This window comes from Kribbella catacumbae DSM 19601, assembly GCF_000372465.1.
Taxonomy (GTDB): domain Bacteria; phylum Actinomycetota; class Actinomycetes; order Propionibacteriales; family Kribbellaceae; genus Kribbella; species Kribbella catacumbae.
Map to the genome: position 1 here is coordinate 35,901 of NZ_AQUZ01000002.1, position 18,001 is coordinate 53,901.

Sequence of the window (18,001 nt, forward strand, 5' to 3'; positions counted from 1 at the left end):
TTGGCGGGCTTTCCGGATGGTGGCGGCGACGTCGTCAATGCGGGTATTGCAGGCTGGTCGCGGGCGGGCGACCAGCGGGAACCACCGCAGGGTGTCGGAGTGGTCCGTCCTGGAGGTCTATTGCCAGGTGATGGCGAGCTGGTTGTTGGGTTCGTCGAAGACGAACTGGCCGGTGAGTGCGGTGCCGTGTGGTGCGATGGCGAACTCGACGTCGTGGCCGCGGTAGTCCTGGTTCCAGGCGTTGATCTGTGCCGCGACCTGATCGGCTTGCTGGGCGCCTGTGGGGCCGTGGCCGATCACGCCGATCTCGTGGACTCGTTGTCCGTCGGTCTCGGTGGGGCGCAGGGTGAGATAGGCGAGGTTGCCTTCGCTGGCGGTGGCCCAGGAGCCCCAGCCGAATTGGGGACGGACGATCCCGGCTCGGGCGGCTTCGGGGTGGACTGGCATGCGGCTGAAGGCGCCCGGCAGGGTGCAGGTGAGCCAGAGGTCGAGGTATTCGAAGGATTCTTGGCCGGCCATGGTCACGCCGGTCCACACTTCGTGCGCGGGGGTGTCGAGGACGCCGGCGAGGCGGTCGGTGTCGGTGGTTTGTTCCTGGTTGAGCTGGAGTTGGACGGAGCCGTCGCTGGTGAGGTGGACGACGCGGCGGGGGTCGTCGGCGATGCCGCCGCGTAGCGGCATGAAGGTCGACATCTGACTGTTGGTGCTGCGCAGGATGTCGCCGTCACGGCGCAAGACGATCGAGCGAGAGACGCTGCCTCGGATCCGCAGCGGTACGACGAGGCGTCCGTCGGGCGCGAGCTGCTGGACCCAGGCGGCGGGCAGGTCCCAGGCGCCGACGGTGGCGATGATCTGGTCGTAGGGCGCGTTGTCGGGATAGCCGACGGCTCCATCACCACGGAAGACGTCGACGTTGCGGTGGCCGGTGGCGAGAAGGCCGCGGCGGGCACCGTCGACGATGTCTTGGTCGATGTCGATGGTCGTGACCCGGCCGGATGGCCCCACGAGGGTGGCCATGAGGGCTGCGTTGTAGCCGGTGCCGGCTCCGAGTTCGAGAATGGTTTGGCCGGGCTGGGCCTGCTGCTGCTCGAGCATCATCGCGACAATGGTGGGTTGTGACGCGGCGCTGATCGAGACGCCATTGGCGTCTTGCTTGGTGTAGACGGCGTCGTCTTTGTAGGCCTCGGCCAGGTCGAAGTCTGGGACGAACAGGTGCCGCGGTGTGGCGCGCAGGGCGGCTTCGATGGCCGGGGTGCGGACGGTGCCGTTGGCGACGAGCTGGTCGACGAGGGCCTCGCGCAGTTGCGTGGCGGTGTCGTTGGTCTTGGTGGGGGTCATGGGGTGGTTCACCTCGTTGACAGTAGTGGTGGCGACCGACAGAACCGGGGACGGTTCGTCGTCTTCGGGGTCGTGCATGACTGCGGCGGTGGCGAGCCGCGACAGGGCATTTTGGTCGGTGGCGGTGAGGCCGAGCCGGTTCCAGGCGAACAGGATGTGATGGGTGAGAACGGCGCGCAGGCCGCGCTGCAGCTGGCCTGCGGTGTTGAGCTCGGCCAGTGCTTGCCCGGCCGAGTGGAACGCGGTCAGCCAGTCGTCGGCCGGTGAGAGGACCTGGCCGGCTCCAGCGAGCCGGGTGATGTCGGCGCCGAGCAGCATCCTGGTCTTCTCGCGCTGTTCCGGCCCGACGCCCGGCGGGCTGTCGACCGGGCGCAACTGGGCGACTTTGGCCCAGACGTCGCCTTGCTCGAACCACTCGAGGTGTGCGCCGCGTAGGAGTGCCGTGGCCAGCAGCAGGGCGATCTCACGTCGTCCCACATTGGCGTGCACGCCGGCAAGTGCGCTGCCGGTGCCGAGGTAGTCGAGGGCGTGGACGCTGTCTGCGTGGGCGAGGCGGTGCGCGATCGCGATTCCTTCGGGTCCGCCGAAGGCGAGGGTTTCGGGTTCGTAGATCCCGCGTTTCCAGCCGACGGCGTGGCCGGCGGCGGTGGCATCGGCGAGCAGGCGCTCCACAGCTTTGGTGGCTGAATCAGGCGTGTGTGGCGGGATACGGATCCGCCAAGCGGGGTGCTTGCGCAGGAACCACCACTGGTCGACGGCTGCTTCACGCAGTCCGGGTGCGAGCACGGTGGTGCCTGCGTGCTCGGCACCGGTGCGGTCGGCGAAGGTGATCAGGTACTGCGGCCATTCGTCGGTGTCCACGGGGGTCGTCTTTCGTCGTCAGGTTGGTGCGTTGATCAGGAGGCTGGTGTCCCAGCTGGTTTTTGGCGCTGCTTGGAGCAGGTGGGCGCGGAGTGCGAGCGCGGTTCCGGTGGTGCCTTCGAGGAACCCGCGAGCCGTGTCCGGTGGTGCTGTGATCTCCGGGCGTGGCGTTCGTCGCCGGTCGGCTGCGGCCGCGAGCTGGTCCGCGACACGTGCGAGTCGGGGCGAGGTGCTGTCGGCGGCGGCGAGGCGGGCAATGTAGGCGGCGCCTGCCAGCCCGTGGCACAGCGAGTTGTCGGTGAGCAGCTCGACTTGGTGGGAGTCGGTGAGTGCGTCGACGAGTGCTGTTTCGGCGGCATGCTTCCAGCCGGCGTCCCTGGTGGCGATAGCGGCAAGTTGCTGAGCGCGGCCCAAGCCAGGAGTGCCGTAGCACCAGGACGGCCGCTGCGGGCCGCGTTGCTGGAGGCGGCCGGTGCGCAGTTCGGTGCGGGTGATCCAGTAAGGCCACCAGGTGCTGGTGGTCTCGGTGCGGTTCCAACAGGGGCCCGTGTCGGTGGTCTGCTGCCATCGGTCGAGCCAGTCCCGGACGCGGGCGATGGCGTCGTGGTGGCCGGCCACGGTGATGCCGCGGTTGGCGGCGAGTGCGAGCAGGGCCAGGGGCCCGCCGATGCCGTGCGCCATGCCGGTGTTGGCGTGGCCGCCGGGGTAGTCCGGGGATGGGTTGCCGCCGGGGTCGAGGTGGGTCCACCAGCCGGGGAGTTCGTCGCCGTCATCGTGGATGGGTTGGGTGAGCCGGACCAGGTAGGCGAGGACCTCGCGGAGCAGTGGCTGTGTGGGGTCGCGGCGCAGGAGGTGAGCGCCGAGGCCGGCCAGTCCGCGGATGGTGTCGAACTCGCGGAGAGCCGGCAGATGACGGGCGTCGATGCGGGCGTGTGCGGCCGCCAGCCGGGCTTGGACGATGGTGGCGACCAGGTTGTCGAGCATCGCGAGGGCGTCGTGGTAGCTGCCGGGGTGGTGCTGGTGTGCTCCGGCGATGGCGAAGGCGAGCGCGGGAGCGCCGTAGTACAGGTGGGTTTGCTGGGTGGAGGTGATTCCTCCGGAGCTGGCCACGGTGAGCGCCTGGTGGGCGGTTTGCCAGGTGCCGTGGCCTGTTGCTGCGCGCTCGATGTCGAGTAGCGCGGCACCGATGGCGCCGCCGGCCAGTGACTGCCGTGTCTGGCTGGTCCAGGTGGGACGCGGTGTGAGTTGTCGCAGCTGGCCGGTCATGGCTGGTTCTTCCGGCGTGCTGTCCAGGCGAGGGCAGCGGCACGGGCGAGACGCAGGCAGTGGGATTCGTCGGTGCGGTCGATCCCGACCGCGCGGATGTGGTGGACGTGCAGCAGCGACATCAGTACCTCGTCGAGATTGAGCTTGGTGTGCTCGAGTGAGGTCCGGTAGGTGCGTACGGCGTGATCCCGGCTGGTCCAGCTGTCGACGATCGCGAGCCCCGCAGCGGTGGCGCTCAGGCCTGCCCAGTCGTTGGTGGGGTCGGCGATCCGGACTGCGGTGGTGAGTACGTCGCGCGGCGGTGCCTGGTCAAGTTCGGCGTTGGCGTGGTCGGTGAGCCATTGCATGGCGGCCGCTGTGCTGCCGGTGAATGCGGCGGCGATTGCCACGAAGTTCGCGGCCGTGATCGCCTGTCGCGCAGGGGCGGCCGGCTGGCTGAGCTGGGTCAGGAGTGCTTGGGAGTCAGCCGCGAAGATTCGCTCGGCGTCGGCCAGTGCGGCGTCGCCGCCCCAGCGACCGGGTTCGGCGTAGTAGGGCGCGATCAGCAGGTCGCGGAGCAGACGCTGCTGCCGCAGCGATTCGGCCCACCGGCTGACCGCAGCTGACGCGGGACCGAACTCGTCCGGGGTGTTCAGGTGGAGTCTGAGGCGCAGGTGCGGCTGGGAGTCTTGGTAGCGGATGAACCACCATCCGGTCCCGGCTGGGAGCTCGCAGAGCAGCCGGGGGAGGTGGGCTGTGAGGATTTCGTCTTGGCGGGCCGGGTGGCCGTAGAGCTTGATCGTCATCCAGCACGACACAGCCGGCAGATACCCGTGGCCCGGCGCTACTACGTGCTGAGGGCCGGGTGTGGGGAGCGTGGTCCGGCGTGTGGGTGTGGTGGCGATCAGGGGTGCGACGATCTCGTGGGCGTGGCCGTCGAGCCACCCGAACGCCTCGACCGATGCCTGCTCGGTCAGGGTGATCGTGCGGCCGCGCGCGAGATCGGCCCGAAGCACGGCAACGTGGCTGATCTGGTCGAGGTCGAGCGGAAGCCGCTGGTCCCCACGGATGGCAAGGACCCTGACCGGGATACGCCGCTGCGCACGAAGCTCGGTGAGCCGCTGCGCCCAGACCTGCAGGTCGGTCTCGGCGGGCAGGTCGATATCGGTGATTCGCCAGGTCGCTGGAGAGATGATGAGGCGGCCGCGACGAAGTCTCGGCAGGTAGGGAAGCCCGGCAGTGGTACCCCAATCGAACTGGGTGACTACCGCGGTGTGGGCGCGCGGGAGCTCATTGAGGAATCGGGCGAGTGCCGGCGTGTGGGAGCGCAGCTCGATCGCGTTGAACTGGACAGGCTCGATCCAGCGGCCCCGGGAGATGGAGGCGAGTCGCAACTGGTAGCCGTCGGTCGCGACCGCGAGATCGCTGACCGGGATCGTTTCGGCAGCGGCCGGCCGGTGTTCGGCGACGCCGATCACGTCGGGCAGGACTTTCGGTGAGCGGGTGACGTGGGCGTCGGCGGCAGCCAAGGGTGGCGCCGACAGCTGCACCCGCAGTACGTCGCCTACGTCGGCACGAGTGAGTTCGTCAGCGAGCTGGTTTCGGTAGGTGGCGCCGAGCAGGGGAAGGAATCGTCCAGTGACGGTGCCAATGCCGCGCGAGACGCTCGTCACGGCTAGCTCGAAGGCACCCTGGTTCAGTGCCGCCGTTGATGCTGCGTGGAGCTGGAACGTGAGCTCGAGGTGTCGCGCCGCCCCGATCCCTTTGGCGCCACCTGGAGAGAGCTGATCGACGAGTTGTGGTGTCAGTTCGATCTCCGTGAGCTGGTCGACCGCGGCGGTCTGGGCCATTGTCAGGAGCTGCAGGTCCCGGTCGGTGATGGCGCGGGCTGGTTCTGGTGTGGCGGTGAGGTAGCCGTCGGGGAAGCCAAGCCCGGAGTCGGGGTCGACCAGGTCGAGCACGGGTACGAGGGTGCCGATTCCGTAGCGCTCGAAGAAGGCCTGCGCATAGCGGGTCCAGGCGGGCGGGCCGAAAGGTGAGGTGCTCAGTTCGGTGAGCAGCCCGGCGGCAGCCGAGACCTCTCGCAGTACCGCCGCGGGTAGTGCGACGTCGGTGTCGGCCCGGGTGTCCACGGCGAGTGGCCGCGGAGCAGCGGACAGGGCTGTCATGCGGCCGCCGAGGTCTGGGCGGATTGCGCTGGATGCCGACAGATCGAGCTGGTTGTGGGCGATGAGATCACGCTGAATGCACTGCAACTGCCGGAAGACCGGTGAGACGGCGTTGATTCCGGATGCCCCGGCGGCCGCGAGTACGTCGACCAGGTGCTGGAGGGCGTCGACGGTGGTCGCCGGAGCGTGCAGGTTGCTCAGCAGCGCCATGGTCTGCAGGAGCTGGGTCAACAACTGGTCGATCTGCTCGCCGCTGGCAGCGTCGAACTCGGCGCCGAGTTTGGCGGCCAGGTCGTCCCATCGGATGGGCTCGGCGGCCAGCTCGAGGGCTAGCTGTACGGCGCTGGTGTGACGCAGTGACATCTCGACGGTATGGCTAGGGTTAGCGGCTGCCTGCAGCGGCTGGAAGGGCACAACGAGCCGGTCGCCTCGAACAGTCACGGTGTTGTTGGCGACCACATGGAGGTGTGGCCGAAGTTCGGGTGTCCGTTCGAGATTCTCGACGACAGCGCTAAGCCAACTGGTGCCCGCGCGAGCGGTGGCGCGGTGGTCACGGCCGAGGCGTACCGCGGCAGCAGATCCGACGACGGCGGTGGAAACGCCCGCAGCCAGGCCGAAGGGTGTTGCCCGGCCGTGGAGCCGGGCGATGTATTGGACCAAGGACAGCCCGGCCGAGGTGACCTTGCGGTGTTCAGTTACCTGCCCGTCGATGACGGCGCGGGTGCGCGCGACGAGGTCGGGACTGGCGTGATCGAGGGCGCCGCTGATGGAATGCTGCTGCAGGACGGTGGCCATCCAGGTTCGCCAGATCTCAACATCGCTGGCTGCTACGCCCGTGAGCTGTGGCCAGGAGGGGACTGCGGAGGTGGGGAGCAGGCACAACCGGAGCATGAGCGCGTTCACCGGCCGGTAGGTGCGGTGGTCGAGCGTCATCGCAGTCATCTCCTGCAGGTAGGGAACAAGTACTGGAAAGGCGAACGGCTGGTGCCGGCCGGAAAGTCTGAGCTGTCGAACCGGCACCAGCTGTTCAGCAGAAGCTGACTGGTCAGCCCATGTTGGTGGCGCAGGCATTGGGACAGGTCGAGCCGCAGTTGTCGTCGGTGTTGCGGGCCATGAACGGCCCTGCGTCCGCGATGTCCAGGGCACGAATGTCCAGGTCGAAAGCCTGCTCCGGGCCAGTGCTGATGACCTCAGTGGTCGTGCGCATCGGTGTTCTCCTTCTGGTGAGGTGGATTCCGGCGGAATCGCCGGAACAACCGGCCGCGTTCCCGCGGGCCGGTGAACTGTGGTTTCCCTGCCGGTACACCGACGAGGTGGATCTCCTGTGCGCGGATCGTCCGGCCGCGGCCCGGCTCGATGACGGCCAGCTGCTTGCCTTGGGCAACCTCGTTCTCGATGAAGTCCAGAGCGGCAAGCCCGCGGCGCATGGTCTCGCTGAACGAATCACCGCACCGACCGCTGATTCGCCGGAGGAGGATCGAGGCATCCGCAGCCAAAGTGATAGGCACGACGTAGCACAGCTCTCCGTCGATCCAGCGGGGTTCAAGCTTGTTCATCGAGCAATGCCTTCGTGACAACGGGGCCGTGACGGCCGACGGACAAGTAGGGGGCGAAGCCCCCGGCGCTCGGGGGAGGCTCCTCGAACCAAAGCGAGACAGGGGTCTGGCAAAGGGGCGGGTCGAGGTGCCGGGGACTTCGATCAGGGGGAAGGGGACGGAACCGGCGGAGCCGCGGTCGGTGAGGAGTCCGGCCGTCCCCGGACGACTCTCGGGCTGAGGAACCCGCTGCCGGTCCCGTCCCTGCTCAGGGAAAGACCTCCTCGACCGTAACGCCGAGGCGTGCAAGCCGTTCGGGCTTGCGCTCTCCAGCCGGCATACCGCCGACCACGATGGGTGAGTCGAGATGAGCCTTTCGGGAGACGAGCACGCGGTACGGCGGGATGCGCTCGATGGCAGCCAGCAGGCTGCGGAATCCGAGACCGTCGTCGCCTGGGTGATCGACGTAGGTGGTGGTGAGCGTGAGCTCGTGCCGCTCGGCGTAGGCCCGGATGCGGACAGTTTCTTCGCCGAGGTCTGCGTTGCGCTGTAGCCCGGTGGCATCGACGTATCCGAGCGTCCATGTGTTGCTTGGGCGGTTTGTCGTGGGCCCTTGAGCGGGTCTTGCCGCTGCGCGGTCGCCAGCAGCGATGAGCGCTTCGACGGCATCCGAGTGGGGGCGTCGCTTGTGGGTCATGGTCTGCGCGCCGATCACATTCGTTGCCCGCTCAGCGGCCGGACCTTGGCCCGCGTGCACTGCCGGATCAGCTCTTGCCGAGTGCGATCTCCATGTCGTACGTCGGACTGGGCGTCGACGTGGGCGAGACTCGGTACGAGGATTTGCTGGGGGTTGTAGTGCTGGGCTGCGATCATCAGCACGCGGAAGCTCGATCCGCCGAGTCCTGGATAGTCCACGTAGGTGTGCCCGAGATCCAGCTGCATGTCCGCGGCATACTTCGCGATCCGCGCCCGCGCCTGGGCGACCGCCTTGGGACCGCGGCGAGACAGACTGGCTGCGTCGATGTAGCCGATGACGAACGGCCGCGGCCCTTGGCCTGGACTGGCCTCCGCGGACAGGATCCCAGCGTCGTGGGCAGCCATGACGATCGGTAGGAGCGCAGGACCTCGCGAACGAACCCGACTGCTGGCCACAATCATTCGCCCCTCGCCTCTGCGACGATCTCGCAGCCCATGCGAACGTAGGTTGCAGCCGCGATCATCGCCAGGACGGCTGTAGCCAGCTCGCTGTTCCACGACGGCGCCGTACTGATCAGCGCCGGGATGGCGGCCAGGTGCTCGACGATCCCCCCAAAAGACCTCAATGCCACTCCCCAGATCGATGTCCTGATGGATGCGGTCCAGCCGGCCAAAACTGCGGGTCTGGCCAGCTAGACCGACTCGGCGGCTCGACGACCACCTGCCGTCAGGATTGCGCTTCCCGGATGGGAATGGGGGGCCTAGTCAAAATCGGACTACCGTAGTCAAAATCTGACTACGAACTCAGGCCAACATGCATGCAGCCCCGGCCGCGAAGGCTGGGGCTGCAGGAGAATCCGACGCTGGACTGTCAGCTGAGCGGCTTCACCATGGCGTCGAATACTGCGGCATCAGGGAAAGGCTGGATGCGGCCGATTTGGCGGTACCCCCACTTTTCGTACGCGCGGCGTGCTGGGGTGTTGTCGGGCTTTACCAGCAAGGTGACTCGCTCTTCGTCTCTGTTGGCGAGCAGCGCGTCGTGCATGGCTTCCGCAAGGCCGCGACGTCGCCAGCTCTTACGCACAAGCATGTCGATGATGGCAATCGTCCGGCCCGACCGCTCAACCGCGACACCGTCTGGAAGAGGCTCGAGAGCTCCATTCCACCAGGCTGTATTGGCTGCGAGCTGATGACCGTAGACGCAACCTACTGGACCTTGTTCGTGTTCTGCCACGACGAGGCGGAATCCGGGGGCGGTAAGTCGGCGCGGCCAGGCGTCGATCATGCGGCCAAGCTCGAGCGGGCCTTTGTTGTGCGGTGGTGGAAAGAAGACATCGATGTAGAGTTCACGGACGATGTCGAGCTTCGTGGCAGCCTCCCCCGCATCGTAGCTACGGATCCTGATCCCAGGGAGGTCTCTCATGCGGCAGAAACCAGCCTTTCCACCTGGGCTACTAGTTCGCGTGCAGGACGGTAGTCCGTCTTGGCCAATACTGTGGCTGTCTTGCGCACTTCCGATGCGACACGCTGTGAGCCAGCAAGTGCCCCTGCGGTGAGAACGTATTCAGTGATGCTGATGGACTCATCAAACTGACCGCGCAGAGCAAGTACGTTGCCAAGATAGGCAGAATAGATCGAGTGGTTCCGCAGCCCCCTGTGCGGACTTGATGCTTGGGCTGCGTCACGTGCCGCTCGCTCGGCGGCCGCGAAGTTGCTGGTCGCCTTGGCACAATGCATTTCGTGTACGGCGAGGTCACCCTCGCCCCAGAATGACAGCCAAGCGGGGGCGTTGCCGTCTGCGCCTTGGTCCAACAGCCGACGCGCTTCGCTCATACAGTGGACGGATGCCGCGGTGTCACCGACCTTCGCGTGCCCAATGGCTTCCCGAGCTGCCAGAAGCGAGACCAGCTTCGGATGTGCAGTTTGGCCAGCGGCTTGTCTTGCGGCACGCGCTAGGCCGATGGCCTCATGTCCTCTGCCGGCTTCACGGGCGGGCACAGCCATCGCGGCCAATGCCATCACGCGTGCCTCGTCGGCACCGCCCCCGAGATCGGCCAGACTTCGGGCTTCGAGCCACCATCGCCGCGCGCTGTCGCGTCGGCTGGAATCGAATGCCTGCCAGCCGGCACGTACAGCAGCGATCGCCGTGACCTCGCGAAGCTTGTTACCGGTTGACGAGTCGTAGGAAGCGCGACCTACTGTCTGTTGCAGATGCTCGGCGATGCCGGCGGTTAGCTGATAGACGGTCCCGCCACCTTGCCGATCCTCCATCGCCTGCAGACGTCGCAGAGCTGCCCAGCAGTCCTCGATCTCGGAGATGCCGATGCGGCCGGCATGCGCCGGTTCACTGATCTGGGATGGCAGCATGCCTGCGGCGACTGCGGCGGCTACGTTCCTGAGAAGGTCTCTGCGACGCATGTCTTCACTGTAGGCGGGATCGTGTTCGCCCGGCTGGTTGGTGAGCAGCCCTAAGGCCTTACACAGATTGGCTAGAACCACGCTGTCGGTGTTCATTCCTCGCTCGGCACGCGACACGACGGTCTGCGATGCATTGGACAATCTGCCAAGTTCGGCCTGATCGAGTCCGAGAGCCTGGCGCCCGAGACGAATGATCTGGCCAAGGTCCCCGGCCATGAGAGCTGTGTAGCCGGCCCCGGAGTTCAGTGCGGCGATGCCTGACTGAGCCTGAGTCCAGATCGTCGGCGGAGGCACGACGAGAACCGTTGGCGAGCCAACTGTTCGCGCGGCCATGGTGCTTCCCCTCGGGTCAACGGTCGTTGATCGGGCTACGTGCACCCGGTAGAGCCTCTATTACACTAAGTTACAGGTACCTCTATTCAAGATAGTAGACACATCCCAGCGATAGGGGTACTCCTATCGCGAAAACTATAGGATCGGGTTCGTGGATAACCGCCAGCACGCGCAGCACCCCTGAGGCCCCGTGACGACTGGATACAGGGCACTTGCAGGCACCTTGCGTGACGCGATCTTGCACGGGGAGTACCCCGCTGGTTCGACGCTGCCGAGGCAGGAGGATCTGGCGGTTGAGTACCAGGTCAATGTGAAGACCGTCCGCAACGCCGTCGCCCTGTTGGCGGCGGAAGGGCTTGTGACTCCGGTTCGCCGCCGGGGGACGGTTGTTCGAGAACGACCCCCGATGCGTCGGCTGGGCGCCGAGCGGTACGCCAAGAGCAAGTGGAAGTACGGCAACCTCGTGGCGTTCGCTGCCGACCGCGAGGCTTCGGGGCAAGCCTGGCATCCGACCGATCAGACTCAGACCGTTGCGAGCGTCGAGGCTGACGCCGACGTCGCCGAGGCATTCGGTATCGAAGTTGGCGACGAAGTCTACGAACGGGCGCGGTTGGTCAAGGACGCAAAAGGCCATCCAACCCACACGCTCACCAGCTACTACCTGCCCGCAGATGTCGAAGGTACGCCGCTCGTTGATCCGACGCCAGGTCCGGCTGGGCGTGGAGGTGGCTTCGCAGTCTTGACCATGCAAGGACTGGAGCCGGACGGGATGACTGAGACCTTTCATGCCCGGATGCCGACGCCCGACGAGATCGACTTGCTTGAGCTGCCTTCGGGTGAATGCGTCGTCGAGCTGCACCGCCTGACCGCTACCGCGGAAGGCCGTGTAGTTGAGTTTGCTCGCGGGATTCATGCGGCGAGCCGCTTCGCCTGGTCGTACAGCTTTAAGATCCCAGAGTGAGACCGACTGTGGCGATACCAGCCGACCTGCTCGAGGCCACTGAGATCCTGTGGGATTACCACAACATGCACCACGAATTGCGACCGACCGATGTCGGTATCGGGCTCGGAAGCCACGATCTTGGCGTTGCGGACTGCGCGGCGCGGTTGTATCAGCAGGGCATGTTTCCACTGATTGTCTTCAGCGGGGCCAACGCTCCGACGACTGTCGAGCGGTTTCCTCGTGGAGAGGCCGTTCATTACGCCGAACGTGCCCGAGAGCTTGGCGTACCGGCCGAGGCGATCATCACCGAGCCTGATGCAACGAATACTGGTGAGAACATCGTTCTCACCAGGGCCGTCCTTGGCGCTCGGCAGATCGTTCCACAGGCGGTGACGCTGATTTCGCGGCCGTATCAACAGCGTCGCGCCTACGCCACGTGCCGCAAGGTCTGGCCTGAGGTCGAGGTGGTGTGCACATCGCTGCCGCTGACGCTGGTCGAATACGTCGAGTCGATCGGCGACGTCGATCGGGTGCTGCACATGCTGGCCGGCGACACACAGCGGATCGAGCTGTACGCCCACCGCGGGTTCGCGGCTCCGCAGCCAATGCCCAAACCGGTCAAGCAGGCGTTCGATGCGTTGGTGACGCGCGGATATACGGCACGGCTGCTCTAGCTTGAAGGGTGCTGGATCGATCCGGCGAGATGCGTGGCTGCCTCGCTGGTTGCGGCTGTTCATGCGCTCATGAATTGGAAAAATGTTGCCTGCGGCAAGCACCGTGCGAGAATCGAAATCCTGGAACCGGGCGGTTGTCGCCGGTGACGCCGAGTACACCGCGGTTCGCTGGGTAAGCCCTCGACCATCGGTGCCTCAGCGAGGGCGGGCCTGGCGGTGTCAGGTTTCTCGGGTTCATTCACGCCGGCTCGCCGTTGTAAAGGACTCGGCCGATGCCGCCGGCGATACCTGCGCCGCTCCAGGGTTCGCCCGGGTAGACCGAGCTGTAATTGGACTCGGGATTGCGCCAGCGTCGGCACTGAACGACGCCGGGATCCTGGATCTCCTGTCCAGGGAAGAAGGTCCTGATCTCGTCGAGCGTGCGGAACCGGCACCGGCCGGTCGCGTCTTTCATGATCGCTTCCAGAGGCCGGACGATGGTTTCGGTGTGCTCGTCCTCGGTGTCAAGGAAGTGCGAGATGGCCGTGTAGGAATCGGGCCTCAGTCGGTCGACGTAGGCAGCCATGATCTCCGCGACCTCCTCGACGGTTCCGGGGTGTTCATGAAGGACCGCGGTGCAGATCAGGCCGATCGGCTTTTGCCAGTCGAGGAACTCGTTGAGCTTGGCATTGTCCAGGATCTCTTTGGGCTGGAAGATGTCACCTTCGATGACCAGCACCTGTCCTGCAACGTCACGCAACGCACGGGTATGCGCGAGCACGATCGGGTCGTAGTCGACGTACACCACTTTCGAGCTCTGGTCGGCTCCGAGAACGCGGCCGTAGAGGCTCGCGGGGGCCGTGGGCGGTACAACGCTGACGTTCGCGGGCAGGCCCGAGCCGAGGTCGATGAACTGGGTGACCTTCGCGGATTGCAGTTCGGCGACCGCGCGGAAGACGAAGGCCTCGTTGGCAGCCACGAGCTGGCTGAACGCCCAGCCTGGGGCTACCTTGTCGAGCTTCTCGCCCAGGTCGCGCTCGGCCGGAAAGTTGTTCCTGCCACCAACAGAGGCCCAGTTCCACACCATCGCGCTGTGCGGGTACGTGAGGATGTCTTCCATCCCGACCGGCCAGCCGTTGCGGTCCCGTAGGTCCGGGGCGTGGGCATCTCTCGCCATTGTTGGCCTTTCGCAGGGTTCCAGGCATGAGCGCGTCGGCCGCGCTGTCGAATGTGGGTCCGGTGGGGAGCCCCTGGAGGTTTCCAGTGAGGTGACTGGTTCGGCCGGCCCTCACAGGGGGAGGGCCGGAGTGGTTCGCCAGAGGCTCCCAATCAGGGGCGACGGAGCCTGGGGCTCGTGGTCCGCCAGGCCGTACGAGCCGGGCGCTGGGAGCGCCCTGGCCTCGACTCCGTCGCCGGTCTCCCTGGCGGCGCACCTTCAGGGAGGCTTGGTTTCGTCCGCGACTACTGCAGCTGCCGAAGGGGCGGCGGTATAGGCCTCGTCATCGGTCTCCCTGTTCGATCACTGTCTGTGCCGGGCATCAGTGAAACAGTGATCGGAACACTTTGCAAGCATTTCATTTTGAAATGATTTCACTCTAAGGTGTGGATGGCGGAGGAGGCTGTCGCCGTGGATCCACGGGGGACCGTTGCTACTGTTTGGTCGCTCAGAGAGAGGGGCAGATGACGCCTTCAGTGACGCGCGTACCAGCAGCACGGCGGCTGCTCGGTCATCACCTTCGTTACCTACGCGAACGCGCCGGCGTGTCGGAGCAGGAGGTGGCCGACGCTGTCGAGCGATCGAAGATGACGTGGTGGCGAATCGAGAACGGTCAGACATCCATCCGCGGCAATGACATCGAGCGCGCCTGTCAGGCCATGGGTGTGACGAACGTTGAGATCATCGGCACGCTGACGGATCTGGCGCGGCAGTCCAAGGAGAGTCAGCGCGGCAAGGGCTGGATGGAGTCCTACGAGCCGACCGTCAGCGACAACTTCCTGTTCTTCGTGTCGCTGGAGGCAACGGCGGCGTCGATTAGTTCTTACGATCGCAACTACCTCCCCGGGCTGTTGCAGTCTCCGGGGTACATGCATGGACTGATGTCGACTGAGCGCCACACCGGACTCAGTCCGAGCCCGGATGACCTGGAGAAGCGGGCGGCGCTTCGGCTGAATCGGCAGGAGCTCGTGACTCGCGCGGACAACCCACTGAAGATGTTGTCGGTGATCCACGAGCACGCGCTGCGTCCGCCGTACGCTGGCCCGGAGGCGATGCGCGAGCAGCTCAACCATCTGCTGGCTGCCGGTGAGCGAGACAACATCTCGATCCGCGTAATGCCGGCCGATCGCGACCACGCCGGCGAGGCCGTCGGGCAGTTCATCTTGCTGGAGTTCCCGAGGTACGAGGAGGACCTGCAGTTCCCGGCCCACGTCTATGTTGACGGCTATGTCAGCTTCTATCTCACAGAGGAGGCTGACGAGGTCGAGCGCTTCACGGCCTCGTGGCCCAATATCTGGGACACCGCACTCGACGAGCAGGAAACCAGGGACTTCCTCACCCAGATGCTGGCCAATCTCTAGCTACAAGCCCAGCGTCGCCAGTTGCGCGCGGCGCTCCTCAACAAGGTCCGAGTTCGAGCTGGTGGCGTGGCAGCAGATGCTCGCGACTGCTCGACGTCGAACTCGCCATTCTTGGCGCCATCGAGGAAATCGTCCCACTCGCGCGTGGTGAACTGCAGTACCGGACCCGTTGGACCGTTCTTGCTGTCTCGAATTGCGACGCCTACACCAGGTCGATGGGCCACCTCAACGCAGTTGTTGGTCGCGTTGCAACGGCTGGACCTGCGAAAATCCAAGTCATTGAGGTCGGTCATCGGTGTCCTTCCGATCATGCGCTGGAGAGTCAGATAGCGGCTGATCTACGGGCCTGTACGCCGTCCCCGCCCGACTCGACCGGAGCGGGGACGGCAGGCCCTCAAGGGAGCCGCCCGATCCCGAGGGGGTGGAACGGCGAGCGACCGCAGCGGATGCAGTACGTATCGCTCGCCGGGTTTGGGGAAGGGAGTCCCGGCCGCGTCCGGGGGAGGCCCGCGACGGTGCCGGGCCGGGACTCCGGAACGGGACGGCTGATGCGACTGTCAGGCAGATGCGACGCCGCGCGGAGGCTCAGCCGCACCGTTGCTTGGTGGGCGGTCATGCCGGCCAGTTCGCGATTCCGGCGCCGACGCACTCATGGTCATCTGATGCGACGGCCTGGTCGATCCAGCGCACCTCGGTTGCACCGTCGTGCCCGTGGATCGACAGCAGGTCATCGATGCTGTCCCAGACCGCGGTGCAGGGTTTCGTGGACGTCCACCGCAGCGCTACCGCTCCGCAGCTGAACTCGATGCCCTCGGCCACGGGCCCGGTACCGCTGACTCCGGAGACATCGACGTGACGGATCAGCTCGAACCGCCTGGTCCGTGCCCGGGGAGCGCTCGGCGGGCTGTCGGCCGCTGAGTGAGGGGAAAGGTCGTCGGTGCTCGCAGCACCATGGCGATGCCGGACAGCTTCCACTCGAACAGCAGCGAGCTGTTCAGGATCCGGTCGATGGCGGCGACCTTCTCCGCCGATGTCATGCCGTGGCGGTTGCGCATAAGCGTAGAGGCCAGCGAAGGCGATCGAGTTCGTCATCGGCACGCGGCTTTCAGGACACCGGCGGCGTGACGCCACCGGCCTTGTTGTCGGCTTCCGGCATGCACGGCGTCATCTCCCCCTTGTGGCTGGTACGGGTTGACCACGGCAACCGGGAGCTGTGAGGGCTCCCGGGTTCCCGCGGCTGGCATGAGCCCCGCAGCCCCATCTGTTCTTGCTGAGCATCGATTCGTCGACGTCACATTCAGATGCTGCAGCTGTGACGGTTGAACAGCGAAGCGTGATGCCGCTGAACTTTCAGTTCTGTTAAGTTCTTCGCTGTGAGAGTGGCTTTCCTGTCGTTTCTGGAAGCTGTCCGCCGTGGTTCGGGACCGGTTGCCGCCGACTACGCCGGGTGGCTGGTGCCGCACGACCAGCGTGAGCTGTTCATCCTCGACGCCGCTGGAGCGGAGCGTGTCCGGCTGGCCGGCTGGGTGCGTGACGACCTCACCGATCGACTTTCGGAGATCATCCACAGGAGCACACAGGCCAAGCACCGCGACAAGCTGGCCGAGCTTGCCCGCTACTACCTCCGTCCCATCGGTACAAAGGATCGGACTGCAAGCCGGGCATCTCTGAGCAACTGGCGACATGACGGGGCCGAGAATGTCGCCGAAGAATTCATCGCGCGCCATGCCACCGGACTCGCCCTCCGCGTGTCAGGACTGCCCCATAAGGGTGAGCGTCTGAGTCTGGAATCGTTGTCCCGCGATCCTGCTGTGAGCTGGATAAGGCGACTGGCTCCGCAGGAACGCGACATGGCCATCTACCGAGGCTTGGCGGATGCAGCAGCCGAAGCAAAGTCCAAAGCGGACGCGAAGCTGCTAATCGGGGTCGCGCTGATTGCCGCTCGCCTCGCGCCAGAAACGAACCCCGAGCCCGCGAGCGACTACGACGGAACGACCTTGGCTGGCATGGACGGCCGTAGGTTCACACGGTCTCGGCTGGCGCTACCGTTGGTCCTGTTCTGCCTGCAACGCGCCGCTGTTGCTGCTCGACAACCAGGACGACTGGCCGATCAACGGACGGCGCTCATCGCAGGTCAGCGTCTCGTGGACGCTGCGGAGGGGCCACTGATACGTCCTGGACCGCTTTCGAGGTTGGACACTGAGAACATCTTCGAGCACGAGCTATTTGCTGACGGGATCGACTACGCGTGGCAGATGATCTCAACGAGTGACGCTAAGCCGATTCTCGCTAGCCTCACTCGATACGGAGCCCTTGCGTCTGGCATGTTGAACGACCGCGAACACCGCGAGCTGGCTCTGCTCAGCATGGGGGTCGCTCGACGGCATTCCGACCGACGAGCCCTCCATATTGAGCTCCACCATCCATCATTTCGCACCGACTCTGCAGATTCGGTCCTGTTTCAGCTGCGGTTTCGCCGGGAACGGCTCCTGCTGGCGAGCCATCACCGTCCGGGCCTGGATTGGCGTAACGAACTAACCAGGATGAACGATCTCCTGGTCGTGAGAAGGAGGCTCCTGCCCGGTGCCGAGGCGCGCCGCCTGGAGAAGGTTCAACTTCATGTGCGACAGGGGATTCTCCTCCGCCAAGCCCGAGAGCTCACGGCCGCTGGGCGGCCGATGGACACCGTCCCTGTCACTCTGACCGACGACCATATCCGCAGGGCTGTGCACGCAATCGATGACATGATCGCGTTGATGCAGACCAGCTTCCGCATCGCCGACGAGGATGGGGATGAAGTCTCTGCGGTCAATGCTCACCGCCGTAAGACCGAGGCGGACGGTGTGATTCACCTGCTGAGCCGAGTACCCCATCCTGAAGCGCTTGCGAGCGCCCGGCGGCTTCGACGCGACTTGAACCGCCTTGACGAGGTCCACGCCGATCAGCTGACCGATCTTCGCGCCGGCGCTACTACCCTATGGCTGCTTGCGATGGCCGACCAAGCTGTGCGCTACAACGAGATCCCGCAGGCCAGGCACTACCTCGGTGCCGCCGTAGCTGAGCTACCCGCAGGCATACCCCATCTAGCCATCCGATCTGCCAGCGTCGCTGTAGGCATCGGAGATGTCGAACTCGCCAAGCGGCTGGTAGAGCACGTGCCGCTTTCACACGCATGGCCTTCATACCTGAGGCACCTGGTCGAGCGGCTTGGGGCCATCGAACGCTAGAACGCCT

The 18,001-nt window shown here is 65.6% G+C and carries 18 protein-coding genes; 5 read left to right on the forward strand and 13 right to left on the reverse strand.

Annotated features, from left to right (window positions below):
• Positions 1-117 precede the first annotated feature (117 nt).
• The 5 genes from fxlM to A3ES_RS0102310 all read right to left on the reverse strand — a co-directional run bounded on the left by fxlM (position 118) and on the right by A3ES_RS0102310 (position 7,168).
• Positions 118-2,199 carry a methyltransferase, FxLD system gene (gene fxlM, locus A3ES_RS0102285; protein ID WP_020385149.1) on the reverse strand — a complete coding sequence of 694 codons (2,082 nt, stop codon included), beginning with the start codon at positions 2,197-2,199 and terminating at the stop codon, positions 118-120.
• Positions 2,200-2,217: 18 nt separating this feature from the next.
• Positions 2,218-3,465: a lanthionine synthetase C family protein gene (locus tag A3ES_RS45940; RefSeq protein ID WP_020385150.1), complete on the reverse strand. Its 1,248-nt coding sequence runs from the start codon at positions 3,463-3,465 to the stop codon at positions 2,218-2,220.
• Entirely contained in the window at positions 3,462-6,554 is a 3,093-nt protein-coding gene (locus A3ES_RS0102295; RefSeq protein ID WP_169501734.1) for a lantibiotic dehydratase, read from the reverse strand. The genes A3ES_RS45940 and A3ES_RS0102295 overlap by 4 nt, the downstream gene beginning before the upstream one ends.
• A 103-nt stretch (positions 6,555-6,657) precedes the next feature.
• Positions 6,658-6,819, reverse strand: a complete 162-nt coding sequence (locus A3ES_RS52300) for an FxLD family lanthipeptide (protein ID WP_020385153.1) — start codon at positions 6,817-6,819, stop codon at positions 6,658-6,660.
• On the reverse strand, positions 6,803-7,168 hold the full coding sequence (locus A3ES_RS0102310; protein ID WP_020385154.1) for a hypothetical protein: 366 nt from the start codon (positions 7,166-7,168) through the stop codon (positions 6,803-6,805). The genes A3ES_RS52300 and A3ES_RS0102310 overlap by 17 nt, the downstream gene beginning before the upstream one ends.
• Before the next feature lie 346 nt (positions 7,169-7,514).
• On the opposite strand from A3ES_RS0102310, the gene A3ES_RS54930 reads away from it, so the two are divergent.
• Positions 7,515-7,700 (forward strand): hypothetical protein, encoded by a 186-nt coding sequence (locus tag A3ES_RS54930; protein WP_169501736.1) that lies wholly within the window; start codon positions 7,515-7,517, stop codon positions 7,698-7,700.
• A 158-nt stretch (positions 7,701-7,858) separates the two neighbouring features.
• Here A3ES_RS54930 and A3ES_RS0102320 read toward each other — a convergent pair whose 3' ends face one another.
• The 4 genes from A3ES_RS0102320 to A3ES_RS0102335 form a co-directional block, all read right to left on the reverse strand.
• Positions 7,859-8,248 (reverse strand): hypothetical protein, encoded by a 390-nt coding sequence (locus A3ES_RS0102320; RefSeq protein WP_020385156.1) that lies wholly within the window; start codon positions 8,246-8,248, stop codon positions 7,859-7,861.
• A gap of 53 nt (positions 8,249-8,301) precedes the next feature.
• Positions 8,302-8,469, reverse strand: a complete 168-nt coding sequence (locus tag A3ES_RS53700) for a hypothetical protein (protein WP_157630279.1) — start codon at positions 8,467-8,469, stop codon at positions 8,302-8,304.
• 245 nt (positions 8,470-8,714) lie between these two features.
• The gene (locus tag A3ES_RS0102330; protein WP_020385158.1) at positions 8,715-9,266 is read right to left on the reverse strand and encodes a GNAT family N-acetyltransferase; all 552 of its coding nucleotides are present in this window, start codon (positions 9,264-9,266) and stop codon (positions 8,715-8,717) included.
• Positions 9,263-10,594, reverse strand: coding sequence for a helix-turn-helix domain-containing protein (locus tag A3ES_RS0102335; protein ID WP_020385159.1), 1,332 nt, complete (start codon positions 10,592-10,594; stop codon positions 9,263-9,265). The genes A3ES_RS0102330 and A3ES_RS0102335 overlap by 4 nt, the downstream gene beginning before the upstream one ends.
• 190 nt (positions 10,595-10,784) lie before the next feature.
• On the opposite strand from A3ES_RS0102335, the gene A3ES_RS0102340 reads away from it, so the two are divergent.
• Positions 10,785-11,555 (forward strand): GntR family transcriptional regulator, encoded by a 771-nt coding sequence (locus A3ES_RS0102340; protein ID WP_026162491.1) that lies wholly within the window; start codon positions 10,785-10,787, stop codon positions 11,553-11,555.
• Entirely contained in the window at positions 11,552-12,211 is a 660-nt protein-coding gene (locus tag A3ES_RS0102345; protein ID WP_040453882.1) for a YdcF family protein, read from the forward strand. Before A3ES_RS0102340 ends, A3ES_RS0102345 begins: the two co-directional genes overlap by 4 nt.
• A 238-nt stretch (positions 12,212-12,449) precedes the next feature.
• Here A3ES_RS0102345 and A3ES_RS45945 read toward each other — a convergent pair whose 3' ends face one another.
• Positions 12,450-13,367 (reverse strand): SAM-dependent methyltransferase, encoded by a 918-nt coding sequence (locus tag A3ES_RS45945; RefSeq protein WP_020385162.1) that lies wholly within the window; start codon positions 13,365-13,367, stop codon positions 12,450-12,452.
• 503 nt (positions 13,368-13,870) lie between these two features.
• Here A3ES_RS45945 and A3ES_RS0102355 point away from each other — a divergent pair.
• On the forward strand, positions 13,871-14,767 hold the full coding sequence (locus tag A3ES_RS0102355; RefSeq protein ID WP_083933142.1) for a helix-turn-helix domain-containing protein: 897 nt from the start codon (positions 13,871-13,873) through the stop codon (positions 14,765-14,767).
• Here the strand turns inward: A3ES_RS0102355 and A3ES_RS52305 are convergent.
• From A3ES_RS52305 to A3ES_RS54935, 3 genes are all read right to left on the reverse strand, one after another.
• Complete coding sequence (locus A3ES_RS52305) at positions 14,764-15,078, reverse strand: DUF397 domain-containing protein (protein WP_083933144.1); 315 nt, start codon at positions 15,076-15,078, stop codon at positions 14,764-14,766. The two genes, A3ES_RS0102355 and A3ES_RS52305, sit on opposite strands and share 4 nt — an antisense overlap.
• A 301-nt stretch (positions 15,079-15,379) precedes the next feature.
• Complete coding sequence (locus A3ES_RS45950; protein WP_020385164.1) at positions 15,380-15,586, reverse strand: hypothetical protein; 207 nt, start codon at positions 15,584-15,586, stop codon at positions 15,380-15,382.
• A 41-nt stretch (positions 15,587-15,627) separates the two neighbouring features.
• The gene (locus tag A3ES_RS54935) at positions 15,628-15,804 is read right to left on the reverse strand and encodes a hypothetical protein (protein WP_169501732.1); all 177 of its coding nucleotides are present in this window, start codon (positions 15,802-15,804) and stop codon (positions 15,628-15,630) included.
• A gap of 342 nt (positions 15,805-16,146) precedes the next feature.
• On the opposite strand from A3ES_RS54935, the gene A3ES_RS0102365 reads away from it, so the two are divergent.
• Complete coding sequence (locus A3ES_RS0102365) at positions 16,147-17,994, forward strand: hypothetical protein (RefSeq protein WP_020385166.1); 1,848 nt, start codon at positions 16,147-16,149, stop codon at positions 17,992-17,994.
• Positions 17,995-18,001 lie beyond the last annotated feature (7 nt).